20 protein-coding genes and 1 pseudogene are annotated in these 24,017 nt (G+C 73.4%); 15 read left to right on the top strand and 6 right to left on the bottom strand.

The window, feature by feature from the left end:
* From IEZ12_RS05435 to IEZ12_RS05420, 4 genes and pseudogenes are all read left to right on the top strand, one after another.
* Positions 1–1,665, top strand: a pseudogene (locus IEZ12_RS05435) (hypothetical protein); the annotation flags it as partial.
* Positions 1,666–1,750: 85 nt separating this feature from the next.
* Entirely contained in the window at positions 1,751–3,148 is a 1,398-nt protein-coding gene (locus IEZ12_RS05430; RefSeq protein ID WP_189271039.1) for a dipeptidase, read from the top strand.
* 68 nt (positions 3,149–3,216) lie between these two features.
* Positions 3,217–4,149 carry an NAD(+) diphosphatase gene (gene nudC / locus IEZ12_RS05425; protein WP_189271038.1) on the top strand — a complete coding sequence of 311 codons (933 nt, stop codon included), beginning with the start codon at positions 3,217–3,219 and terminating at the stop codon, positions 4,147–4,149.
* Positions 4,150–4,358: 209 nt separating this feature from the next.
* On the top strand, positions 4,359–5,138 hold the full coding sequence (locus IEZ12_RS05420; RefSeq protein ID WP_189271037.1) for a GntR family transcriptional regulator: 780 nt from the start codon (positions 4,359–4,361) through the stop codon (positions 5,136–5,138).
* A gap of 40 nt (positions 5,139–5,178) precedes the next feature.
* Here the strand turns inward: IEZ12_RS05420 and IEZ12_RS05415 are convergent, their stop codons facing one another.
* Positions 5,179–5,430 carry a mycoredoxin gene (locus tag IEZ12_RS05415; RefSeq protein ID WP_043915941.1) on the bottom strand — a complete coding sequence of 84 codons (252 nt, stop codon included), beginning with the start codon at positions 5,428–5,430 and terminating at the stop codon, positions 5,179–5,181.
* Positions 5,431–5,597: 167 nt separating this feature from the next.
* Here IEZ12_RS05415 and IEZ12_RS05410 point away from each other — a divergent pair, with 167 nt between their 5' ends.
* The 5 genes from IEZ12_RS05410 to IEZ12_RS05390 all read left to right on the top strand — a co-directional run bounded on the left by IEZ12_RS05410 (position 5,598) and on the right by IEZ12_RS05390 (position 10,776).
* The gene (locus IEZ12_RS05410) at positions 5,598–7,949 is read left to right on the top strand and encodes an ATP-dependent DNA helicase UvrD2 (RefSeq protein ID WP_373295437.1); all 2,352 of its coding nucleotides are present in this window, start codon (positions 5,598–5,600) and stop codon (positions 7,947–7,949) included.
* A gap of 159 nt (positions 7,950–8,108) precedes the next feature.
* Positions 8,109–8,525, top strand: coding sequence for a hypothetical protein (locus IEZ12_RS05405; protein WP_189271035.1), 417 nt, complete (start codon positions 8,109–8,111; stop codon positions 8,523–8,525).
* 167 nt (positions 8,526–8,692) lie between these two features.
* Positions 8,693–9,058: a WhiB family transcriptional regulator gene (locus IEZ12_RS05400; RefSeq protein WP_369880316.1), complete on the top strand. Its 366-nt coding sequence runs from the start codon at positions 8,693–8,695 to the stop codon at positions 9,056–9,058.
* Positions 9,055–9,465: a putative WhiB-interacting protein gene (locus IEZ12_RS40490; RefSeq protein WP_100588092.1), complete on the top strand. Its 411-nt coding sequence runs from the start codon at positions 9,055–9,057 to the stop codon at positions 9,463–9,465. The genes IEZ12_RS05400 and IEZ12_RS40490 overlap by 4 nt, the downstream gene beginning before the upstream one ends.
* 237 nt (positions 9,466–9,702) lie before the next feature.
* Positions 9,703–10,776 carry a phosphotransferase gene (locus tag IEZ12_RS05390; protein WP_189271034.1) on the top strand — a complete coding sequence of 358 codons (1,074 nt, stop codon included), beginning with the start codon at positions 9,703–9,705 and terminating at the stop codon, positions 10,774–10,776.
* A gap of 124 nt (positions 10,777–10,900) precedes the next feature.
* Here IEZ12_RS05390 and IEZ12_RS05385 read toward each other — a convergent pair whose 3' ends face one another.
* A complete protein-coding gene (locus tag IEZ12_RS05385; RefSeq protein WP_189271033.1) occupies positions 10,901–12,244 on the bottom strand; it encodes an ABC1 kinase family protein in 1,344 nt (447 codons plus the stop codon).
* A gap of 353 nt (positions 12,245–12,597) precedes the next feature.
* Positions 12,598–13,707, bottom strand: a complete 1,110-nt coding sequence (locus IEZ12_RS05380) for a ThiF family adenylyltransferase (RefSeq protein ID WP_043915945.1) — start codon at positions 13,705–13,707, stop codon at positions 12,598–12,600.
* Positions 13,708–13,950: 243 nt separating this feature from the next.
* Between IEZ12_RS05380 and IEZ12_RS05375 the strand changes: the two genes are divergently transcribed.
* Positions 13,951–14,610 carry a M48 metallopeptidase family protein gene (locus IEZ12_RS05375; RefSeq protein ID WP_189271032.1) on the top strand — a complete coding sequence of 220 codons (660 nt, stop codon included), beginning with the start codon at positions 13,951–13,953 and terminating at the stop codon, positions 14,608–14,610.
* A 104-nt stretch (positions 14,611–14,714) separates the two neighbouring features.
* Here IEZ12_RS05375 and IEZ12_RS05370 read toward each other — a convergent pair whose 3' ends face one another.
* Positions 14,715–15,278 (bottom strand): NUDIX hydrolase, encoded by a 564-nt coding sequence (locus tag IEZ12_RS05370; protein WP_189271031.1) that lies wholly within the window; start codon positions 15,276–15,278, stop codon positions 14,715–14,717.
* A complete protein-coding gene (locus IEZ12_RS05365; RefSeq protein ID WP_189271126.1) occupies positions 15,275–16,822 on the bottom strand; it encodes a zinc-dependent metalloprotease in 1,548 nt (515 codons plus the stop codon). Before IEZ12_RS05365 ends, IEZ12_RS05370 begins: the two co-directional genes overlap by 4 nt.
* A gap of 190 nt (positions 16,823–17,012) precedes the next feature.
* Here IEZ12_RS05365 and IEZ12_RS05360 point away from each other — a divergent pair, with 190 nt between their 5' ends.
* The 4 genes from IEZ12_RS05360 to IEZ12_RS05345 all read left to right on the top strand — a co-directional run bounded on the left by IEZ12_RS05360 (position 17,013) and on the right by IEZ12_RS05345 (position 20,189).
* The gene (locus IEZ12_RS05360; protein ID WP_100588086.1) at positions 17,013–18,161 is read left to right on the top strand and encodes an NAD-dependent epimerase/dehydratase family protein; all 1,149 of its coding nucleotides are present in this window, start codon (positions 17,013–17,015) and stop codon (positions 18,159–18,161) included.
* Positions 18,162–18,247: 86 nt separating this feature from the next.
* The gene (locus IEZ12_RS05355; RefSeq protein WP_373295436.1) at positions 18,248–18,688 is read left to right on the top strand and encodes a molybdenum cofactor biosynthesis protein MoaE; all 441 of its coding nucleotides are present in this window, start codon (positions 18,248–18,250) and stop codon (positions 18,686–18,688) included.
* 160 nt (positions 18,689–18,848) lie between these two features.
* Positions 18,849–19,028, top strand: coding sequence for a hypothetical protein (locus IEZ12_RS05350; RefSeq protein ID WP_043915947.1), 180 nt, complete (start codon positions 18,849–18,851; stop codon positions 19,026–19,028).
* Positions 19,029–19,109: 81 nt separating this feature from the next.
* Positions 19,110–20,189, top strand: coding sequence for a YlbL family protein (locus IEZ12_RS05345; RefSeq protein ID WP_189271029.1), 1,080 nt, complete (start codon positions 19,110–19,112; stop codon positions 20,187–20,189).
* A 125-nt stretch (positions 20,190–20,314) separates the two neighbouring features.
* Here the strand turns inward: IEZ12_RS05345 and IEZ12_RS05340 are convergent, their stop codons facing one another.
* Positions 20,315–20,875: a PPA1309 family protein gene (locus tag IEZ12_RS05340; RefSeq protein ID WP_189271028.1), complete on the bottom strand. Its 561-nt coding sequence runs from the start codon at positions 20,873–20,875 to the stop codon at positions 20,315–20,317.
* Positions 20,876–21,046: 171 nt separating this feature from the next.
* Between IEZ12_RS05340 and IEZ12_RS05335 the strand changes: the two genes are divergently transcribed.
* On the top strand, positions 21,047–23,968 hold the full coding sequence (locus IEZ12_RS05335; protein ID WP_189271125.1) for a UPF0182 family membrane protein: 2,922 nt from the start codon (positions 21,047–21,049) through the stop codon (positions 23,966–23,968).
* The last annotated feature ends 49 nt before the right edge of the window (positions 23,969–24,017 follow it).

Raw genomic sequence — 24,017 nt, 5'->3', positions numbered from 1 at the left:
GCCGGCCGCCGCTTCGGCCACTTCGACCTGCAGCCGCTCGACCTGCTGGCGATCGCCGTGGTCGGCCTGGTCACCGGCCTGCTCGCGGCGGTGGTGCCCGCCTTCCAGGCCGCCCGGCAGGACGTCGTGGTGGCGCTCACCGGACGCGGCGGCACCAAGCCCCCCAGCCGGATCGTCGCCGTGCTCGGCCTGATCATGATCGGCGGCGGGGCCGCCCTGGCGCTGGCCTGCGCGACCACCGGCACCGCCGTGGTCTACGGGCTGCTCGGCGGCTCGGTGATCGCCGAGCTCGGCATGCTGCTGTGCACCCCGATGCTGATCGGCCTGTTCGGCCGACTCGGCCGCCACCTGCCGCTCAGCCCGCGCCTGGCGCTGCGCGACTCGGTGCGCCACCGCGGCCGCACCGCCCCGGCGGTGGCCGCCGTGATGGCCGCCGTGGCCGGCGCCGTCGCGGTGGGCATCTACACCACCAGCAGCACCGAGCAGCAGCGCCGTGAGTACATGCCGTCGGCGCCCCCCAACACCGTCGCGCTGTACGCCGGCTGGGGGCCGACCGCAGACCAGGACCGGCTGCCGATGATGCGCGAGGTGGTCGAGGGCAACATCCCCGACCTCGGCGAGCGCGCCGACGTGTGGGACGCGACGCCGACCGCCAAGTGCAACCCCGGCGCGCCCTGCGGCTGGGTCCAGGTCGTGCTGCCGGAGTCCAAGCGCTGCCCGGCCGACGCGGCCCGCACCCCCGAGGAGTTCGAGCGCCTGCACACCGACCCCCGCTGTGCGGTGAACCGGGACCGCGGGGAGCGCCGGAGCACCATGTTCGGCGAAACCCTGGTCGGCGACGCGGCCCTGCTGCACACCCTGTTCGGGGTGCGTGACCAGGCCGCCGAGCAGGCCCTCGCCGACGGCAGGATCCTGGTGTTCCGGCCCGACTACGTGGAGAACGGCAAGGTCGACCTGCTGGTCACCGACCCGTTCGACCAGAAGAAGATGCGCGAGGACAACAACTATCGGCCGGCGGAGCGCCACCTGCTGGCGGACGCGGTCCAGGTGCACGCCCCGACGCCGTTCGGCAACGCCATGATGACCCGCCAGACCGCCGAGAAGATCGGCCTGGGCACCCGGGCGGCCGGCTCGCTCTGGATGCCCGCCGCAGAGCCGTCCGACAAGGCGTACCAGAAGGCCAACGGCTCGCTGGCCAAGCTGGACGACAACGCGATACTCGGGGTCGAGCGGGGCTTCCACCCGGACGTCGACCTGATCACCGTCGGCCTGACGGTGTTCGCCGGACTGGTGGCGCTCGGGGCGGCCGGCATCGCCACCGGCCTGGCCGCCGCGGACTCCCAGCAGGACCTCGCCACGCTGGCCGCGGTCGGCGCGAGCGGCGGCATCCGGCGCCGGCTGTCCGGCTTCCAGTGCGGCGTGATCGCTGCGATGGGCTCGGTGCTCGGCCTGTTCTGCGGCGCCGTCCCGTCGATCGCGCTGCGCATCTTCGAGGCGAAGGACCGGGCGAGCTGGCTGCCGCCGGACCAGCCGGCCCCCGACCCGGTGATCGCGATCCCGTGGGCCGAACTGGCCGCCATGGTGGTCGGCCTGCCGGTGGTGGCGGTGCTGCTCGCGGCGCTGCTCACCCGGTCCAGGATCGCGCTGGGCCGCCGGGCCGCCTGAGGCCCGGCGGAGCGAAGGGTGACCGTGCTCACGGCAAGGGTGGGCCGTGGGCACGGACCCGGCCGGGCGAACTAAAGTCGTCCGTATGACGAAAACCCCGGACAGCGCCGTCCGCTCCTTCATCGACCAGCACGAGGACGCCTTCCTGGCCGAGCTCGCCGACTGGCTGCGCATCCCCTCCGTCTCCGCCGACCCCGGCCGGGCCGGAGAGGTCCGCCGCTCCGCCGAGTGGCTGGTCGAGAAGCTGCGCGCGACCGGTTTCCCGGTCGCCGAGGTGTGGGAGACGGACGGGCTGCCCGCGGTCTTCGCCGAGTGGCCGTCCGGCGACGAGGGCGCGCCGACCGTGCTGGTCTACGGCCACCACGACGTGCAGCCCGCCGCCAAGGAGGACGGCTGGGACACCGAGCCGTTCACGCCCACCGTGATCGGCCGCCGGCTGTACGCGCGCGGCGCCGCCGACGACAAGGGCCAGGTCTTCTTCCACACCCTCGGCGTGCGCGCCCACCTCGCCGCCACCGGCCGCACCGCGCCGGCCGTCAACCTCAAGCTGCTGATCGAGGGCGAGGAGGAGTCCGGCTCGCCGAACTTCGCCGCCCTGGTGCGCCGCGAGGCCGACCGGCTCGCCTCCGACGTGGTGATCATCTCCGACACCGGCATGTGGTCCGAGACCACCCCGACCGTGTGCACCGGTATGCGCGGCCTGGCGGACTGCCAGATCGACCTGTACGGCCCGGACAGCGACATCCACTCCGGCTCGTTCGGCGGCGCCGTCCCCAACCCGGCCGACGTGGCCGCCGCGCTCGCCGCCGGCCTGCACGACGAGGACCGCAGGGTCGCGGTGCCCGGCTTCTACGACGGCATCGTCGAACTCACCGACGAGGAGCGGGCGCTGTTCGCCGAACTGCCCTTCGACGAGGCGCAGTGGCTGAAGGTCGCCAAGTCGTACGGCACCCAGGGCGAGGCCGGCTACAGCACCCTGGAGCGGGTCTGGGCCCGGCCGACCGCCGAGGTCAACGGCATCTGGGGCGGCTACACCGGCCCCGGCGGCAAGACCATCGTCCCGGCCGAGGCGCACCTGAAGCTGTCCTTCCGGCTGGTCGCCGGCATGGAGGTGGAGAAGGTCCGGGAGTCCGTCGCCGCCTGGGTTTCCGAGCAGGTCCCGGCGGGCATCCGGTACGAGGTCGTCTTCCCCGGAGCGACCCGCCCGTGCCTGACGCCGCTGGACCACCCCGCCCTGCAGTCCACCGTCCGGGCGATGGGCCGGGCCTTCGAACAGAAGATCCTGTTCACCCGTGAGGGCGGCTCCGGACCGGCCGCCGACCTGCAGGACGTGCTGGGCGCGCCGGTGCTGTTCCTGGGCATCTCGGTGCCCTCGGACGGCTGGCACTCCATCAACGAGAAGGTGGAGCTCGACCTGCTCCGCAAGGGCGTCGAGACCTCCGCGTACCTGTGGGGCGACCTCGCGGAGAACTTCCGGCCGTGAGCGCCCGTCCCGAACCGACACCGCACCTGCCGCACCTGCCCTACCGAAGCGAACGGGGATGGACGAGTTTGAGCAGCGCCCCTGATACGAAGCACCTCGCGCTGGCCCACGCGGGGGTGGACCGGGCGGCGCACCGCCGGCTGGACGAGCCGTGGCTGGCCGCGGCCTGGAGCCACCCCACCACCAAGGTGCTGCCGATCTCCGGCGGGGAGGCGTTCGTGGTGGACACCGGCAGCGGCACCGAACTGGTGCTGCTGCCCTCCTTCGAGGCCCCGCAGAGCGGCGACCGGTACTTCCTGGGCACCGACGACGACGGCGTCCACCACTTCGCGCTGGACTGCGAGTCGCTGCCCGGCCGACTGGACGGCGACGCCCGCCCGGCCGGGCTGCGGGAGGTCGGCGGCTCGCTCTCCGACCGGGACGCGGGGCTGCTGGTGCACGCCGTCGCCCTGGAGCACTGGCACCGGCTGCACACCTTCTGCTCCCGGTGCGGCCACCGCACCGAGAAGGCCGGGGCCGGCCACCTGCGCCGCTGCACCTCCTGTGCGGCCGAGCACTACCCGCGCACCGACCCGGCGGTGATCATGCTGATCACCGACGGCGAGGACCGCTGCCTGCTGGGCCGTCAGGCGCTCTGGCCGGAGGGCCGCTGGTCCACGCTGGCCGGGTTCGTCGAGCCCGGCGAGTCGATCGAGCAGACGGTCGGCCGCGAGGTGTTCGAGGAAGCCGGCGTCCGGGTCGCCGAGGTCGAGTACGTGGCCAGCCAGCCCTGGCCGTTCCCGTCCAGCCTGATGCTGGGCTTCCTCGGCCGGGCCCACCCGGACGGCACCGGGATCACCGTGGACGGCGAGGAGCTGTCCGAGGCCCGCTGGTTCACCCGGGAGGAACTGCGGGCGGGCATGGCGGCCGGCGAGATCCTGCCGCCGTCCGGCATCTCGATCGCCCGGCACCTGATCGAGATCTGGTACGGCGAACCGCTGCCGGCGGCCGCCCGCTGGTGAGAGAACGGTCACCGCAGGGGCGCGCGGAGCATTCCGCGCGCCCCTGCGGTGCTACCGGCCGACCCGGCCGACCCGCCGGGTCCCGCTCCGCCGACCGGAAGTGTTCGAATCCGGTGGGGCGGAATCGCCGGGGTGTTCCGAACATCGCCCCGGCCGGTGTTGCCGGATTCCGCTGAAATGCCACAAACGGCCTGACTACATTCGCTCGCGTGACGAATCCCCGCGCCGCCGCGACCCCGCCCAAGTACCAGCGCCTCGCCGCCGACCTTCGCCACCGCATCGACTCCGGCGAGTGGGACGGCGACGGCCGGCTCCCCGTCGAGAGCGACCTGGAGCAGCAGTACGGGGTGGCCCGCAACACCGTCCGCCTCGCCGTCGACGTCCTGGTCAACGAGGGCCGGGTGGTGCGCGTCCAGGGCAAGGGCACCTACCTGCGCCGGCGCTCCCGGTACGACCACCGGGTCTACACCCGGCCGCACCGCCGCGGCGCCCTGCCGATGGGCGGCGCGGAGTACGCCGCCGAGGCCCGTGCGGCCGGGGTGGACCTCAGCTTCGAGTACGAGGTGTGGGCCGTCCGGGCCCGCCGCGACATCGCCGACTGGCTCGGCCTCCGGCCCGAGGACAGCGTCATGATGCGCCGTCAGCTCTGCCGCGTCGCCCAGGAGCCGTACGCCATCGAGGACAGCCACTACCGGCCCGGACTGGCCGCCGGCACCGCGCTGATGGAGGACCTGCCCGCCCCCGGCGGCGACGAGCGGACGCTGGCCGACCTCGGCCGCACCGAGACCGCCGCCACCGACCACCTCACCGCCCGGATGCCCGACCCCGCCGAAGCCGCCTGGTTCGAACTCGGCCCGGGCGTGCCGCTGCTGGTCAACACCCGCGTCACCCGCGACCGGCGCGGCCCGATCCGGGTGGTGGAGACCCGCTACGCCGCCGACCGGGCCCGGCTGCTCTACGAACTCGGCGACCGGGCCCCGGCCGACTGAGTCGGAGCGGGGCCCGGCCGCCGGGCCGTCCCTCGGGTGGTCAGACCAGCGCGGCCTGGACCTGGCGCAGGCTCGGGTTGGTCATCACGCTCTGCTCGCCGGAGGCGCCGACCACGACGACTGTCGGCACCGTCTGGTTGCCGTCGTTCACCGACTCCACGTAGGACGCCGAGGACGGGTCCTGCTCGATGTTGATCTCGGTGTAGGCGATGCCCTCGCGGTCCAGCTGGCTCTTGAGGCGGTTGCAGTAGCCGCACCAGGTCGTGCTGTACATCGTGACGGTGCCGGACATGGTGAGGGACTCCTTCGGTCGACGGACTGGGCGGGCAGCCCACGGATCAAACGTCCGGCGGGCCGCCGCCATTCCGGGACGGACAACAGTGGGACGATCCGATCATCCTGGCCGGGCTGTGGACAACACCGTCCGGACTGTCCGGCGCGCCTGCGAGGATGGAAGGCATGCAGGATGACCTCCCCGGCCTCGGCGGCCCCAGCCGACAGCACGGCCCCGACGGCTTCGCCCCCCTCGGAGCGGACGCCGTGCTGGCCGGACTCGATCCCGAACAGCGCGCCGTGGCCACCGCCCTGCACGGCCCGGTCTGCGTGCTGGCCGGCGCCGGCACCGGCAAGACCCGGGCCATCACCCACCGGATCGCCTACGGCGTGCGCAGCGGCGTCTACCACCCCGCGCAGGTCCTCGCCGTCACCTTCACCGCCCGCGCCGCCGGCGAGATGCGCGGCCGGCTGCGCCAGCTCGGCGCCGAGGGCGTCCAGGCCCGCACCTTCCACTCCGCCGCGCTGCGCCAGCTCCAGTACTTCTGGCCGCGCGCCATCGGCGGCGACGTGCCCCGGCTGCTGGAGCGCAAGGTCCAGCTGGTCGCCGAGGCGGCCGGCCGCAGCGGCCTGCGCGTCCAGCGCACCGAACTGCGCGACCTGACCGCCGAGGTCGAGTGGGCCAAGGTCACCCAGGTCGTCCCCGACGACTACCCGGCCGCGGTCGCCAAGTCCGCCCGCGAGGCCCCGCGCGACCCGGCCGAGATCGCCCGGGTCTACGCCGCCTACGAGGAGACCAAGCGCCAGCGCGGCCTGATCGACTTCGAGGACGTGCTGCTGCTCACCGCCGCCATCCTGGAGGACCGGCCGGAGATCGCCGCCCAGGTCCGCTCCCAGTACCGCCACTTCACCGTCGACGAGTACCAGGACGTCTCCCCGCTCCAGCAGCGCCTGCTGGAGCAGTGGACGGGCGGCGACGGCGGCGCCAGCCTCTGCGTGGTCGGCGACGCCAGCCAGACCATCTACTCCTTCACCGGCGCCACCCACTGCGTGGTCGGCGACGCCAGCCAGACCATCTACTCCTTCACCGGCGCCACCCCCGACTACCTGCTGAACTTCCGCCAGCGCCACCCCGCGGCGACGGTGGTCAAGCTGGTGCGCGACTACCGCTCCACCCCGCAGGTCGTGCACCTGGCCAACGGGCTGCTCTCGCAGGCCCGCGGCCAGGCCGCCCAGCACCGCCTGGAGCTGATCTCCCAGCGCGAGGCCGGCCCCGAGCCGGTCTACCGCGAGTACCAGGACGAGCCGACCGAGGCCGAGTCCACCGCGCGGCTGATCCGCGACCTGCTCGGCACCGGCGTGCGGGCCAGCGAGATCGCCGTGCTGTTCCGCACCAACAGCCAGTCCGAGGTGTACGAGCAGGCGCTCGCCGACCTCGGCATCTCCTACCAGCTCAAGGGTGCCGAGCGGTTCTTCGAGCGGCCCGAGGTCCGGGAGGCCGGGGTGCTGCTCAAGGGCGCCGCCCGGGCCGCCGACGACCCGCTCACCGCCGGCGCGCCCGACCTCGCGGCCCAGGTCCGCGCGGTGCTCGCCACCCGCGGCTTCTCCGCCACCGCCCCGGCCGGCTCCGGCGCGGTCCGCGAGCGCTGGGAGTCGCTGAACGCGCTGGTCCGGCTCGCCGAGGAGTTCGAGGCCGCCCGCGCCGCCGCCGGCGAGCGCGCCGACCTCGCGGCGTACGTCGCCGAGCTCGACGCCCGGGCCGCCGCCCAGCACGCCCCCGCCGTCGAGGGCGTCACGCTGGCCTCGCTGCACGCCGCCAAGGGCCTGGAGTGGGACGCGGTGTTCCTGGTCGGCCTGAGCGAGGGCACGCTGCCGATCATCTACGCCAAGACCGACGAGCAGGTCGAGGAGGAGCGCCGCCTGCTGTACGTCGGCGTCACCCGGGCCCGGCGCTTCCTCACCCTCTCCTGGTCGCTGTCCCGCTCGCCGGGCGGCCGCGCCTCCCGCAAGCCCACCCGCTTCCTGGACGGCCTGCGCCCCGGCTCGTCCGGCCCCGGCACGCGCACCCGCGGCGGGCGCGGGGGCGTCGAGCCCGGCGCGGAGCGCTCGGCCGCGCGCCGGGTGCGCGGCCCGGTCAAGTGCCGGGTCTGCGACCGCACCCTGACCGACGCCGTCGAGCGCAAGCTCCGCCGCTGCGAGGGCTGCCCGTCCACCATGGACGAGGCGCTGTTCGAGCGGCTGCGCGAGTGGCGCTCGGCCCGCGCCAAGGAGCAGGGCGTCCCGGCCTACGTGGTGTTCACCGACGCCACCCTGACGGCCATCGCGGAGGACGTGCCGAGCAGCGTCGCGGAGCTCTCCCGGATCTCCGGAGTGGGCGCCATGAAGCTGGACAAGTACGGCGAGGACGTGCTCTTGTTGTGTGCGGGGGAGAGTCCGGAGCTCGTGGGGGAGCCCGACGGGGAGCAGGCGCAGGACTCACCCGGGGACGAGGCCGCCGAGCAGGCCGAGAACTCACCGGAGAACTCGCCGGAAAAATAGTTTGCGCGCCGCATGTACGGCGCAATAGCCTGCCGGAGCGGTCAAGGGGACGAGACCGCAACGCTCGCAGAGGGCTTGTTTCTGCGTGCGCTGACCATCAACCAGATATCGGAGCCCGGGGGACTGGGCACCGCGAGACGCCGAGAGGAGGCGAGTTCAGTGTCGACGAAGACGATCACCAAAATGACCGACCCGATGTCCACCCTCGCCATGCCCACGCGCGTCCTCGTGCCGGGTCTGGGTCTCGACGTGGCCGGCGGCAACGCCGGAGTCCTGCTGGTTGCCGAGCACTGCCTTGTCAGTGGTCGTGGCAATGCTGAGGGCACCCGTGTCGAGGCGGGTACGTCCCGTGACTGGGCGATGTTCGTCGACGGCGTCTCGCTGTCCGATGAGCGACCGACCAAGGCACCGAAGTCAGTAGCAGCAGAAGCAGCCCATGGGCGCTATGCGGCCGTCGTCGGTGCCGGAGTCGAGCAGGAGCAGCAGATCATTCTGGCCGCGGCCGCCGTTGACGGCGCCGCAGCCGTCCGGAAGCAGGCTTTCCGCGGGCCTGGACCCTGGAGCGAACGACCCTGACGCAACCCGTCAGGGCGGTGCCTCCAGGGCCGCGGAAACCCAGCAACCGGGTTCCGCGGCCCTTCTGTTTTGTCCGGTACGCACGACCCACCCAGGCCCCACGGGGCCTCCGGCCGAACTCGCACAACGAGCCGGCCGGATCCACCAAGAAGACGAGGAAGACCACAGTGTCCACGGTCATCACGCCGCCGCCCCTCCCGTCCGTACCCGACAAGACCATCAAGGCCGACCAGGCCGACCCCCCGGAGGTAACACTCATGCAGCTCACCGCCATCGACGAGGCTGACTCGCTCGGGCTCCCCATTCCGTGCCGGGCCTTCGACCCGGAGGTCTTCTTCGCGGAGACGCCCGCCGACGTCGAGTACGCCAAGTCGCTGTGTGGCACCTGCCCCGTCAAGGCCGCCTGTCTCACCGGTGCGCTGGAGCGCCGCGAGCCCTGGGGCGTCTGGGGTGGCGAGCTCTTCGTCCAGGGCGTCGTCGTCGCCCGCAAGCGTCCCCGTGGCCGCCCGCGCAAGACCGAGGTCATGGCGTGAACCCCGCAGCCAGGAATCGCACCGAAGGCGCAGCCGTCCGCCGGGGAGAGCAGCCCCCGCTGGACACCGCCCTGCGCGACTCGGTACGCCTCGCGGCCGCCAAGGCCGACGCCGAACTCTCCCGTCCCTTCCCGACCACGCACCACGAGCAGGACCACCACATGAACCCCGCCGGCATCGATCCGACCGTCCGCTCCGAGCAGACCACCGAACTTCAGATCCAGAACAGGACCCTTGAGATGAATCTCCTCCAAGAATCCCTGGCCCGTGCGCATATGCAGGAACGCCTCCACGAGGCCGAGGAACAACGCCTCGGCCTGCGGGTGATGCGCGCGACGCGACTGCGTCGCAAGGCCGAGCAGGCCTCCCTGCGCGCCCGCAAGGCCCTTGCCGTCGCCCTGATGTGACGGATGCTCCACCCCCGCCGGCCGGCCCCGCGCCCACGCCGGTGACACACCCCTGAACGCCGATGGCCGACTCCCCGCCGGGGAGCCGGCCATCGGCGCGTTCCGGTCCGGCCGCCGCCGGACCGGGCTTCCGGCCCCGGGGCCGCGCCTGCCCGCTCCCAGCGGATCCATGCCGCCCAACTTCGGGGGCCAGTACTGGCGTTCGACGGTCGAACGGGCCGTGGAAGGATGACTCGCATGTGGTCCTCCCTCCCGCTCGGCGAGCGGCTGCGCGCCGAACTCGGCCGGCCGCGCAAGGTCCGCCGCCTGGTCAGCAGCCCGCGCTCCCGGGTCTGGCGGGCCGAACTCGCCGGCACCCAGGTGGTGGTGAAGCAACTGGTCGACTCGCCCGGGGCCGACGACCGCTTCGCCCGCGAGGCGGCCGCGCTGGGCCTCGCCGCCAGGAGGGCCGGCCGCACCGGCCGCCCCGTGGTGCCCGCGCTGCTCGGCGCCGACCCGGCGGCCCGCATGCTGGTGCTGGAACGCGTGGCGGACCGCGCTCCCGGCCCGGACTGGCAGGTCGACTACGCCACCGCGCTGGCCGGGCTGCACGCGAGCGCCCCCGCCGACCTCGACGACCTCGCCGGGACGGCGCCCGCCACCGACATACCCGCCTGGACCGGCCCGACCGGGCGCGACCTCGGCTGCTTCCTGGCGCTGGCCCGCACCCTCGACGTCCCCGCCCCGCCCGGCGCCCGCGCCGAGGCCGAGGCGCTGCTCGCCCGGCTGTCGGCCGTCCCCGTCCGGCACGCCCTGCTGCACGGCGACCCCTGCCCCGGCAACGACCTGCACACCGCGGACGGCGTCCGGTTCGTCGACTTCGAGCAGTCCTCGCTCGGCCCGGGCGCGGTCGAATTCGCCTACCTGCGGATCGGCTTCCCCACCTGCTGGTGCTCCACCGCCGCGCCTGCCGCCGTGCTGGCCGAGGCCGAGGCGGCCTACCGGGCCGCCTGGCGCGCCGCCACCGGCACCGCCGCCCCCACCCCCGCCGACCTCGCCGACGCCTGCGTGGGCTGGCTGCTGCGCGGCGACGCCCTCGTCCCGAAGGCCCAGCGCGGCACCGCCGACCAGCTCGCCCGCATGCAGCACGCGGACTGGACCTGGGGCAACGCCACCGCCCGCCGCCGCGTGCTGCACCGCCTCCGGGCCGTGGCCGCGCTCGCCGACGCGGACACCGCCCTCCCGGTCTTCGGCCGGTTCTGCGCGACCCTCGCCGCCCGCGCCCGCACCGCCTGGCCCACCGCGGGGCCGCTGCCGAGCGAACGCCCCTGACCGGCGGCCGCCCGCCGGCCGTGCCCCCGGCCTCCTCGGCCTCCCCGACCATCAGGAACCGCACCGGGAACGGCTGTTCCCGGTGCGGACGCTCCGCGTCACCCGCACCGTCCCCTTCAGCGGCTCACTGGGCGCCCTCGTCCTCGGCGAAGCCGGGCAGCCAGCGGAGGAGTTCGTCGTGCAGACGGACGGTCGCGCCGAGCTGGCAGAGCACGCCGATGGTGGAGAGGGTGACCCGGTGGATCAGCAGGTAGGAGGGCGGGAGGTTGAGCTGCTTGCCGAGGTTGTAGGCGGGGGAGCGCGGGTCGGCGATCCGGGCGGCCTGGGTGCGCATCCACTCGCGGCTGAAGGTGAACTGCTCGGCGCGGGTGGGTTCGATGATCGGCACCAGGTAGGCGAGCACCGCGTCCGGGTCGAGCGAGATGGTGGGGCGGACGAAGCCCTCCTGCTTGAGCAGCTCGTAGACGGCGCCGGCGTCGCCCGCCAGGGCGAGCCGCAGGGAGGTGCCGATCGGGCGCGGCAGGCCGCCGGGGAGGCGGTCGACGGTGCCGAAGTCGAGCACGCCGAGCTGCCAACTGGAGGCGGCCCGGCCGGTCTTGACGAGTCGGAAGTTGCCGGGGTGCGGGTCCGCGTGCAGCAGGCCGGTGCGGGCCGGGCCGGCGAACAGGAAGCGGGCGAGCAGCTGCCCGGCCCGGTCGCACTCCGTCCGGGTGCCGTCGGAGATGACCTGGGAGAGCGGCTTGCCGTCCAGCCACTCGGTGACCAGCACCCGCCCGGACTGGGCGACCACCCGGGGCACCCGGATGTCGGCGTCGTCGGCGAACTCCTGGGCGTGCAGCTGCTGCGACTCGGCCTCCAGCCGGTAGTCGAGCTCCTCGGTGACCCGCTCGCGCAGCTCGGCGATCAGCGGCTTGATGTCCACCCCGGGGATCAGCGGGCCCAGCATCCTGGCCAGCCGGGCGAGTTGGCCGAGGTCGCTGAGCAGGGCCTCGCCCGCGCCCGGGTACTGGATCTTGACCGCGACGTCCCGGCCGTCCTGCCAGACGGCGCGGTGCACCTGGCCGATGGAGGCGGCGGCGGACGGCTGGTCGGAGAAGGAGCGGAAGTTGGCCGCCCAGTCGTCGCCCAGATCGGACGCCAGCACGGAGTGCACGGTGCGGGTCGGCATCGCCGGGGCGGAGTCCTGGAGCTTGGTCAGCGCGGCCCGGTAGGGGCCCGCCACGTCCTCCGGGAGGGCCGATTCGAAGACCGACATGGCCTGCCCGAACTTCATCGCCCCTCCCTTCAACTTGCCGAGCGTGGCGAAGAGTTGCTCGGCGGTCTGGGCCTGCAGCTCGGCCGCGACCTCCTCCGCCGGCCGCCCGCCGAGCCGCTTGCCCAGGCCCAGCGTGGCGCGACCGGCGAAGCTCAGCGGCAGGGCGGCCAGTCGGGCCGTCCGGGAGACCGCCTTGCGCGGCATCTCAGACATCGGCCACCTCCGTCCGGGCCGAGCGGACGGCGGCGTCGGCCGCCGTTGCCCGGCCGGCCGTCGCCCGACCCGTCGCCGCCCGACCCGCCGTCGCCGCACGCCGCGAGGCCGCGGCCGGGCGCGGGCGGGCGACCGGTCGCGCCGTGCCGGTCACTGCCTTGCGCGGTAGATCGCTCACCGGACCTCCAGATCAGCCGGACCGACCGGCGGCCCCCGCCGGCGGTGGTGCGCGGACTCCCGGGGGCCGCCCGGCGCCCCTCCCCGCCGGGACCCGCGCGCTCCGGCGGCGGTGCACCGGGCAGGGCGTGCGGATGGATCGGCGGGGTTTCGCCGGACGGACCCGAAGGCATGTCCTAGGCCATTGTGCCCGTTTGGCGGGGCGTGCCGGACTGCCACAGGCAACCGCAGTCGGGGTGGCTGCGCAGCCGCAGCCGGCGCACCATGCCGTCGGCGGCGGACAGTTCGCACCAGCCGTCCACACTCGGCGGCAGAACCCCGTCCAGGTACAGCTGGACGTGCAGCGCGGCGAGCCCGGCGACCGAGGCCGCGACCGCGCCGTCGCAGGCCGGGGCGCGGGGCCGGCCGGGGCCCTCGTCGATCAGCTGGGCGAGCAGCCGGGGCCAGGCCTCGTCCTGGTCCCGCCGGGCCAGGGTGGCGCAGCTGCCGCAGGCGGAGGCGCCGGGCACGACCAACGGGCCGACCACGCCGAGGTGTTCGAGCACCCCGGTGTACAGGTGCGGGATGCCGGCCCGCATCAGCTCCTGGGCGTCGACGGCGGCGCCGGTGTACGCGGCGGAGCCGTCCCGCGGGGCGAGCACCACCAGGGTGGGCGGCGGGGGAGCGGCGGGCGGCCGCCGGTACCGCTCGCCGACCGGTGCGCCGGTGGCGCGGTGCACCAACTCGCGGGCGGCGGTGGCGCGCAGGCGCCCGATGTCGGAGGGCGGGAAGCCGCCGGGTGCGCAGTCCCGGGCGGCGACCCGGCCGCGGTCGAGCACCGCGACCTCGCCGATGCCGCCGGCGGCCAGCGCGGTGCCGACGGCCGCGCCGACCCGCCCGGCGCCGCGCACCTCGACCCGGGCCCGGGCCCGGCCGCGCAGCACGGCGGCGGCCTCGCCGGGCGCGGGGTGCACCAGGGACAGCGAGGAGAGCTCGGGGCCGAGCAGCTCGCCGCGGGCCGCCGGGTACAGCTCCAGCACGTCGTGCAGGGCCTTGGCGTCGTCCAGCAGCTCGCTGTGGGCGAGCGAGTCGAGCATGCCCTGGCAGTACTCGGCGCTCAGACCGAGCCGCTGCCCGGCGGCGACCACCGAGGGGCCGTCCCGGGTGCCGTCGATGAGTTCCAGGAACAGGGCGAGCCTGCGGTCGACGCCCTCGATCAGCCGGGCGTGCCGTCGGACGGTGCCGAACTGCAGGGTCTGCTTCTCCCGCCAGAGCCGGGACAGGGCGGGCTTGATCACGGGGCGCATGTCGGTCCTCCAAGCGTCGGTCTCCGGCGTCCCGGTCGAAGGCTCCGGTCGGGGCGTCGGATCAACTGGTGACCGCAGCTTGCCCCCGACTTCCCGTACCGGGAAGCGCGTTGTCCACAGGCCCGGGCCGACTATCGGGTCATCACCGCGCACAGCCTGTGGATAACGCACCCGGGTGGTACCGGGGGCCGCGCCGCTTCGGTGCCGGACTTCTGTCGTGGCGACGGGGTAACGTCCTGTGCCATGGCAGCCGAACGGGACTCCCATCGGTCGGCGTCGCGTCGGCGTGCCCGGGCCGCCTCCGGATCCACGGTCGCGGCGCCCGGCGCGCATGCCAGCACCGAGGCCGAACGGGCCCGGGGCCCCGAGCGGGGCCTCGACCGCAGCAAGGTCGAGGTCCGCCGCAGCGCCCGCCGCAGCCGCACCGTCTCCGCCTACCGCGAGGGCGACCGCACGGTGGTGCTGATCCCGGCCCGGATGTCGCACGCCGAGGAGCAGCGCTGGGTGGCGCAGATGCTCGACAAACTGGCCGCGCAGGAGAAGCGCCGGGTGCTCGGTGACGAGGCCCTGCAGGCCCGGGCCGCCGAACTGTCCCGGCTGTACCTGGGCGGCCGCGCCGAGCCCGAGCAGGTCCGCTGGGTGACCAACCAGAACTCCCGTTGGGGCTCGTGCACCCCCAGCGAGCGCACCATCCGGCTCTCCCACCGCCTGCAGGGCATGCCCGAGTACGTGGTGGACTACGTGCTGCTGCACGAGCTCGCGCACCTGCTGGTGCCCGACCACGGCCCCCGGTTCTGGGTGCTGCTGGACGCCTACCCGCGCACCGAGCGGGCCCGCGGCTACCTGGAGGGCGTCGCCTCCGCGGCCCGCCTGCCGCACATCCCCGGCGCCCGGAACACCTGACCGCCGCCGGACGTCGGCTCCCGCTGGACGTGAAGACCCCCGCCGGACGCGCGACGACCCCTGCCGGGCCCGTCGGGCCCCGCAGGGGTCGGGAGCGCGTGGTCTCAGACCAGCGCCCGGGCCCGCGCCACCAGGTCGCGCACCGAGTGGTCGGTGTCGGCGGGCAGCTGCTCCCAGCCGAACCAGCGCAGGTCCAGCGACTCCTCGCTGATCAGCTCGCGCGCCCCGGCCGGGGCGACGGCGACGTACTGCACGTCCAGGTGGATGTTCTCCGGCTTGTCCTTGCCCAGGCAGCGCACGTGGTGGCGGTCCAGCTTCACCGGCGCGGTGCGGCCGTCGACCGCGAGCAGCTCCAGCCCGGCGATGCCGGACTCCTCGACCGCCTCGCGCAGCGCCGCCGCGGCCAGCGTCCCGTCGCCGGGCTCGCAGTGGCCGCCCATCTGCAGCCACCTGCCGACCTTAGGGTGGAGCGTCAGCAGCACCCGCCCCTCGGCCGGGTCGACCACCAGGGCGCTGGCGGTGATGTGGCCGGGCAGGCAGGCCCGCCACAGGCCGTCGGGGTGGGCCGCCAGGTGCGCCAGGTAGTCGCGGCGCAGCTCCTGCTGGCCGTCCCCGTCGGGCTGCCAGTCGGTCAGTGCGCGGACGGCGTCGGTGTGCAGCGACGTCACTTGGCGTCGCCCTCCCGACCGTCCGCGGAGCCGTCCTTGCCGGAGCCGTCCTCACCGGGGGCGTCCTCGCCGGAGGCGGAACCGGTGTCGCCCTTGGTCAGGTCGGGCTTCCCGGTGCTGCTGGTGCCGCCGGCGGCCTCGCCGAGCAGCTTGTTCAGTGCGTCGAAGTCGAAGCCGCCCTCGGTCTCGGCGCTGGTGTCGCGGTGCACGAAGCCGTCCGGGTCGTCCAGGTCGGCGGCGGTGGGCAGCATGTCGGGGTGGCTCCACAGCGCGTCGCGGCCCTCGACGCCGCGGGCGTCGGCGAGCGAGGCCCACAGGCGGGAGGCGTCGCGCAGGCGGCGGGGGCGCAGCTCCAGGCCGACCAGGGTGGCGAAGGTCTGCTCGGCGGGGCCGCCGGTGGCGCGGCGGCGGCGGAGCGTCTCGCGCAGCGCGGCGGCGTGCGGCAGGTGCGGGGTGGCGGCGGCGTGCACCACGGCGTCGACCCAGCCCTCGACCAGGGCCAGCGCGGTCTCCAGCCGGGCCAGCGCGGCCTTCTGCTCGGGGGTGTCCTCGGGCTGCAGCAGGCCGCCGGCCAGCGCGTCCTGGAGGGCCTCGGGGTTGCTCGGGTCGAGCTGGCCGACCAGCTCCTCCATCCGCGAGGTGTCGACCTTGATGCCGCGCGCGTACGCCTCGACCGCGCCGAACAGGTGCGCCCGCAGCCACGGCACGTGGGCGAACAGCCGCTGGTGGGCGGCCTCGCGCAGGGCCAGGTAGAGCCGGACCTCCTCGGCGGGCACGTTCAGCCCCTCGCCGAACTCGGCGATGTTCTGCGGCAGCAGCGCGGCCTTCCCGGCGGGGGCGAGCGGCAGGCCGACGTCGGTGGAGCCGAGCACCTCGGCGGCCAGCGCGCCGAGCGCCTGCCCGATCTGGGTGCCGAACATGGCGCCGCCCATGGAGCGCATCATGCCCATCAGCGGCCCGGCCACGGCCTGCATCTCCTCGGGCAGCACGCCGCCCATGGCGTTGCCGACCCGCTCGGCGACCGGGTCCGCCAGGTCCTTCCAGACCGGCAGGGTGGCCTCGATCCACTCGGCGCGGCTCCACGCCACCGCCGTGGAGGAGGTGGACGGGAACTCGGTCGCCGAGTCCAGCCACAGGTCGGCCAGCCGGACCGCCTCGACGACGGCGGTGCGCTCGGCGGCGCCCACCGAGCGGTCCTTGGTCTTCCCCTCGGGCTGCTCGGCGACCACGGTCTGCCGGGCGATGTTCTTGGCCAGCTCCCAGTTCACCGGGCCGCCCTCGAACGAGAGCATCTGCCCGAGCTGCTGGAACGCCGCGCCCAGGTCGTTGGGGTTGAAGCCGCCCATCATCGCGGCGAACGGGTTGTCGCCGCCCGCCCCGCCGGCGCCGCCCATGCCGAACAGCGCCCCGAACGGGTTTCCGTTGCCGAAGCCGAACGGCTGCTGCGGGGTCGAGTCGCCCTGCTCGCCGTCCTTCTTGCCCTTGTTCTTGCCGTCCTCGGGCTCCTCGGGGGGAACGCCGAATCCGAAGGGGAGGTCGCTCACGGGGTCCTCGATCTGATCGGCCGTCACGCGGGTGGTGTGGCGGGAAATTCTGCTGCCCGGAGGCTCCGGGCGGTTTCAATGGTCTCGCGGCCGACCGCGCCGGGTGCACCGCGGGGGCTGAGCCTCGGGCAGGATGGACAGTGCGTGACACTCGTACGCACGCACTTAAGCTAACCGTGGAGGATGGCCGGTGAGTTCCCCGCCTTCGGACGTTCGCTCTGGGCTGACCGAGGGCGAGGACGCGCCGGCCGACGCCGGTTCGCCGTCTCCAGCCTACGGCGGCAAGCCCCTCACCGTGGCCGTCACCGGCGCGGCGGGGGTGCTCGGCGAACGCGTCGCCCAACGCCTGGTGGCGTCCCCGCACGTGCGCCGGGTGCTCGCGGTGGACGACCGCCGCGGCGAGGTCCCCGGCGTGCACTGGCGGGTGCTGGACGTCCGCGACCCGGCGGTGGCCGAACGGCTGGCCGGCGTGGACGTGGTGGTGCACCTCGCGATGGACCTCGGCATGGAGTCCGACCCGCGCACCCGCAGCGCCTACAACGTGCGCGGCGCGCAGACCGTGCTGACCGCCGCGGCGGCGGCCGGCGTGCACCGGGTGGTGCTGTGCACCTCCGCGATGGTCTACGGGGCACTGGCCGACAACGAGGTCCCGCTCGCCGAGGACTCCGAGCTGCGGGCCACCGAGGAGGCCTCGCTGGTCGGCGACCTGCTGGAGATCGAACGCCTGGCCCGCCGCGCCCCGCGCGCCCACCCCGGGCTGCAGATCACCGTGCTGCGCCCGGCCGTGGTGGTCGGCCCGGGCATCGACACCGTGCTGACCCGCCACTTCGAGGCCCCGCGCCTGCTGGTGGTGGCCGGCTCCCGCCCGTGCTGGCAGTTCTGCCACCTGGACGACCTGACGTCGGCGCTGGAGTACGCGGCGCTCGGCCTGGTCGAGGGCGAGGTGACGGTCGGCTGCGACGGCTGGCTGGAGCAGGAGGATGTGGAGGAGCTGTCCGGGATCCGCCGGATGGAACTGCCCGCCGCACTGGCCCTGGGCACCGCCGCCCGCCTGCACCGCCTCGGCCTGACCCCGGCCCCGGCCGGCGACCTCGCCTACACCATGTACCCGTGGGTGGTCTCCGGCAGCCGGCTGCACGAGGCGGGCTGGCGGCCCGAGCACACCAACGAGGAGGTGCTGGCCGAGCTGCTCGCCCAGGTGTCCGGCAAGCACGCGGTGGCCGGCCGCCGGCTGGGCGGCAAGGAGGCCGCCACCAGCCTGGGCGCGGCCGGCGCCACGGTGGCGCTGATCGGCACGGCGGCGCTGGTCCGCCGGGCCCGCAAGCACCGCCGGATCTGACCGTCGCCCTCCGCCCCGCGGGCCGTCGGTCCTGCGGGGCGAGGATCTCTGCAGCCGCCGCTGCCGGGTGCGCAATGATGGGGGCCATGTCCGAGAACCACGACCCGATCCGGCTGCTCGACGTCCGCGCGACGCCGCTCTCCCTGGACGAGGTGCACGCCGCGGTCGGCGACGACGCGGCGGGCGGCACCACGCTGTTCGTCGGCACGGTGCGCGACCACGACGGCGGGAAGGCGGTCACGGCGCTGGAGTACAGCGCCCATCCGACCGCTGTGCGGGAGCTGCGCCGGATCGCGGAGAAGATCTGCGCGGACTTCCCGGTCCGGGCGCTGGCGGCGGTGCACCGCACCGGTCGGCTGGAGATCGGCGACGTCGCAGTGATCGTCGCGGTCTCCTGCCCGCACCGCGGCGAGGCGTTCGCGGCCTCGCGGCGGCTGATCGACGACCTCAAACACGAGGTGCCCATCTGGAAGCACCAGGTTTTCGCGGACGGCGAGGAGGAATGGGTCGGTGCGGGCTCCTGCTGACCGCCCGTGTCCGCTCCGTTCCCCGCTCGTTCCCCGTTCGGGGGTATCTCGGAACGGTGCGTGCGCCACGCCGTCCCGTAACTCGGACACCGCACGCGCCGTTCCCCCGGTAGGCGGTTAATCTGCTGATACGCATGACGAGCCTGTGGGGAGTTCGAAGATGGCTGCGCTTGCCTGGTTGATCATTCCTTTGGTGGCCGGACTGCTGGCCTCGGTGTGGGCGGGATGGGCGGCACGACCGCCGCGCTCCATCACCGACCCGTCCTCGCTCGCCGAGCACGAACGCTTCCGTGCCGCGATGGAACGCAGCACCGGCAACGGACGCACCGGCGGCAAGTAGCCCGGTGGGAGGCGGCGGCGGGGCGCATCGGCGGGCCGCGGAGCGGTGCATCGCGGCCCGGACTTCCCGTACTGTCGTGCCATGCCACGCCGATCGGCGACGATGCTCGCCGCCACCCTGCTGCTGATAGGCCTGCTCTGTGCCTCGGTCCTGATGAAGGTGCCGTTCACCGAGATGAGCCCGGGGCCGACGTACAACACCCTCGGCGTGCAGGACAAGACCGGCACCCCGGTGATCACCATCACCGGGCGCGAGACCTACCCGACCAGCGGTCACCTCAACATGACCACGGTCCAGGTCACCGGGGCGAACTACCAGCCCAGCCTGATCTCGGCGATCGTCGGCTGGATGCGGGGCGACGTGCTGGTGGTGCCGCACGACAACGTCTACCCGAAGGGCCAGACCGACCAGGAGGCCCAGCAGCAGAACGCGGAGGAGTTCGCCTCCTCCGAGGACAGCGCGAAGACCGCCGCCCTCAAGCAGCTGGACATCCCGGTCACCACGCAGATCATCGTCTCCTCGGTGACCGCGGGGGCCCCCTCCGAGGGCAAGCTGCACGCCGGCGACCGGATCGTCGCGGTGGACGGGGTGCCGATCACCACCCGCACCCAGGTCGCCGAGCAGGTGACGAAGCACAAGCCCGGCGAGACCACCGTCTTCACCGTCGTCCCGCACGCCAAGGCCGGCCAGACGCCGAACCCGGCGGACGAGGAGCAGGTGTCCATCACCACGGCCAAGGCCCTGGACGAGGACCGGGCCATCGTCGGCATCACGCCCGGCGTCGACCACGTCTACCCGTTCAAGATCGACATCGGCCTGCAGGACGTCGGCGGCCCGAGCGCCGGCCTGATGTTCGCGCTCGGCATCGTCGACAAGCTCACCCCCACCGACCTCACCGGCGGCAAGTTCGTGGCGGGCACCGGCACCATCGACGACGACGGCACGGTCGGGCCGATCGGCGGCATCCAGATGAAGCTGATCGCCGCCCGCGACAAGGGCGCCGAATACTTCTTCACCCCCGCCGACAACTGCTCGGAGGCGACGAACGGCACGCCCTCCGGCCTCACCCTGGTCAAGGTCGACAACCTGGCGGGGGCGGTCAAGGCCCTCGACTCCATCCGGAGCGGGGACAGGGCGGCGCTGCCCAGCTGCAACAAATAGTGGCTGCGCCGGAAGGATCGCGACGAACGGCAAGTCATTGCCCTGCGTCGCGATCTTGCGGTTGAGTTCCTTCCGCTGCGCGCAGTTCCCCGCGCCCCTGGTGGTGCTGCCCTGGCTGTTCGCTCCTACTGGAACGTCGCGAGCAGCGCCTGGGTGAGGTTGGGGACCAGGTCCGGGCCGGTGAGGACCTCGCGGGCGATGTCCTTCTCGCGCAGGCGCAGGGCGACCTCGCGGGCGCCGTCGCGCAGGACCGCGGCGGTGATGCGGACCTCCTGGCGCTGGGGGTGGGTGGCCACCCAGTCGTTGATCTCCTGCTCGGTGGCGTTCTTCGGGCGGGAGGACTCGGCGCCGGGCGGGAGCATCAGGCGTTCGACGACCAGGGCGCAGCCGACCACGCCGTCGGGCCAGGCGATGGTGCCGAGGAAGCGGTCGAGCTCGGTGCCCGCGGGGATCTCCTCCTGTTCGACCGGGGTGAGGCCGGTCGGGTTCTCGTCCAGGCCGAGCTGCGTGGCGAGCCGCGGGTTGGCCTTGCGCATCTGGGCGTTGTCGACCAGGGCGAACAGGCGGGCGGGGTTGTCCCAGCCGAGGGTCGCGGCGTGCTCGTCGATCTCCAGCGCGGCCCGGGTGAGGGGGGTGGCGGCGGGCATGCCGGAGGCGGCGTTGGTCAGGTCAGGGGAGTCGGACATGGGGTCATCCTCACATGTTCGGGGGGGCCGTCTCCAACTCCGACGCAGTGTCCGGGAACTCCGGTAAAGACTGTTTAAGTTGCACTGGAGTCCGGTGTCTCCGCCCGTCCACGGCGCGGCACCGTCATCCCCAACGACAACAACAGCTGAGGTGGCGTCTTGACCTTCCAGATGCCGGATCGTTCCGATCCGGGTTTCCGAGCGAGAGTCGGGCCGCCCCCGCGTCGGGCGAAGGTGCTGCTGCTGACGGTCGGCGTGCTGGCGGTGCTGTTCCTGCTGTTCGTCATGTTCGCCGGGCTGTGGACCGACTGGCTGTGGTTCAGGTCGGTCAAGTACAGCTCCGTGTTCACCTCGCAACTGGGCGTGAAGGTCGGCCTGTTCGCGGTGTTCGGGCTGCTGATGGCGCTGGTGGTCGGGTTCAACCTGTGGCTGGCGTACCGGCTGCGGCCGCCGCTGGCGGCGATGTCGGTGGAGCAGCAGAGCCTGGACCGCTACCGGATGGGCGTGGCGCCGTTCCGCAAGTGGCTGGTGATCGGCCTGTCGCTGCTGGTCGGCCTGGCGGCCGGTGCGGCCGCGAGCGGGCAGTGGCGGACCTGGATGCTGTGGATCAACGGCACGCCGTTCGGGCAGAAGGACAGCCAGTTCCACCTGGACGTCTCGTTCTACGCGTTCGAACTGCCGTGGTACGAGTTCCTGCTGGGCTTCGCGTTCAGCGCGGTGATCGTGTCGCTGCTGGCGGCGACCGCGGTGCACTACCTGTACGGCGGTCTTCGGCTGCAGGGGCCGGGCCGTCGGGCGAGTGCCGGGGCGCAGGGTCATCTGGCCGTGCTGCTGGGCGTGTTCGTGCTGCTGAAGGCGGCGGCGTACTGGCTGGACCGGTACGCGCTGGCGGTGAAGAGCGAGTCGTACAAGGGCGTCGGGGGCTGGACCGGTCTGCGGTACGTGGACGCGAACGCGTTCCTGCCGGCCAAGACGATCCTGTTCTTCGTGGCGATCATCTGCGCGGTGCTGTTCTTCCTGACGCCGGTGCGGCGGACCTGGGCGCCGGCGCTGATCGGCTTCGGGCTGATGGCGCTGTCCGCGGTGCTGGTCGGCGGGCTGTACCCGGCGATCGTGCAGCAGTTCCAGGTCAAGCCGAACGAGCAGGCCAAGGAGACGCCGTACATCCAGAAGAACATCGACGCGACCCGGCAGGCCTACGGGATCGCCGACGTGCAGGTGGATCAGTACTCGCCGAAGGACACGCCGGACGCGGACAAGCTGAAGCTGGACGCGCAGACCGTGGCGGACATCCGGCTGCTGGACCCGAACGTGGTGTCGCCGACGTTCCAGCAGAACCAGGCGCTGCGGCAGTACTACGCGTTCCCGAAGACCCTGGACGTGGACCGGTACGGCGACCAGGACACCGTGCTGGGCGTGCGTGAGCTGGACCTGACGGGCGTTCAGCAGCACAACTTCATCAACGACCACTTCAAGTACACCCACGGGTACGGCGTGGTCGCCGCCAAGGGCAACCAGGTGGACGCCAACGGCAACCCGGTCTACACCGAGCAGTCGCTGCCGACCACCGGGGCGATGGGCGACTACCAGCAGCGGGTCTACTACGGCGAGAAGTCCACCACGTACTCGGTCGTCGGCCCGGGCATGGACGAGATCGACTACACCCGGGACTCCGACCCCGACCGGACGTACCAGTACACCGGCGGCAGCGGCGTCTCGCTGGACAACCCGCTGACCCGGGCCGCGTACGCGGTGAAGTTCGCCGAGCCGCAGCTCCTCTACTCGGGGGCGATCAAGGACGGCGCGAAGATCCTCTACGACCGCACCCCGAAGGAGCGGGTGGAGAAGGTCGCGCCGTGGCTGTCGATCGACGCCGACCCGTACCCGGTGGTGGAGAACGGCCGGCTGGTCTGGGTGCTGGACGGCTACACCACCTCCGACGGCTTCCCGTTCTCGTCCAAGACGGTGCTCGGCGACGCCACCAAGGACTCGCTGACCGACCAGCGCGGCCGCACCCTGAGCGCCGTCAACGAGGTCAACTACATCCGGAACTCGGTGAAGGCCACGGTCGACGCGTACACCGGTGAGGTGACGCTGTACCAGTGGGACGAGTCCGACCCGGTGCTGAAGACCTGGATGAAGGCGTTCCCGGGCACGGTCCAGCCGAAGGCGGACATCCCGGACACGCTGCTGCCGCACCTGCGCTACCCGCAGGACATGTTCAAGGTGCAGCGCGACCTGCTCGGGATGTACCACATGACGGACGCCACGGCGTTCTTCAACGGCACCGACATCTGGGAGGTGCCGGTCGACCCGACCGTCAACGCCGACGAGGTGCAGCCGCCGTACTACCTGACGCTGCGGATGCCGGACGCGAAGAAGGCCAACTTCTCGCTGACCACCTCGTTCGTGCCCTCGGGCCGGAAGAACCTGGCGGCGTTCATGACCGCGGACGCCGATCCGGGGGAGGACTACGGCAAGCTGCGGATCCTGCGGATGACGTCCGAGTCGGGTGCGCTCGGCCCGGCGCTGACCCAGGCGAAGTTCAACTCCGACACCGAGGTGGCCCGCCAGCTGACGCTGCTGCGCAGCGGCAGCGACTCGGACCTGGTGTACGGCAACCTGCTCACGTTGCCGGTCGGCGGCGGCATCCTCAACGTGGAGCCGGTGTACCTGGTGGCGCGCGGTGCGAAGGTGCCGGTGCTGAAGAAGGTGCTGGCGGTGTACGGCGACCGCAACGTGGCGCTGGAGGACACCCTGGACAAGGCGCTGGCGAAGGTGCTGGGCGCGGCGGCCGGCGGGGCCACCACCCCGACCGCCCCCGTCGACCCGGGCAGCACCACGCCGCCCGCCCCGACCACGCCGACCACGCCTGCGCCGGGCGTGAACCCGGCGCTGGACAAGGCCCTGGCGGACGCCCAGAAGGCGTTCACCGACGGCCAGGCCGCGCTGAAGAACGGCGACTGGGCGGCGTACGGGCAGGCCCAGCAGGCGCTGCAGAAGGCGCTGGACGCCGCGGTGGCGGCGGAGTCGAAGGCCGGCTCGGGCGGCGCCTCGCCGGCGCCGTCCGGTTCGCCGTCGCCCACCGGCTGAGCTGCGAGAACCGATTTGCTGTTCCACTCCGTGACCGTGCTACTGTGGT

Source organism: Kitasatospora griseola (assembly GCF_014648555.1).
GTDB lineage: Bacteria > Actinomycetota > Actinomycetes > Streptomycetales > Streptomycetaceae > Kitasatospora > Kitasatospora griseola.
Note: the sequence above shows the minus strand (reverse complement) of the source record. Positions and strands in the feature narration are given on the sequence as shown.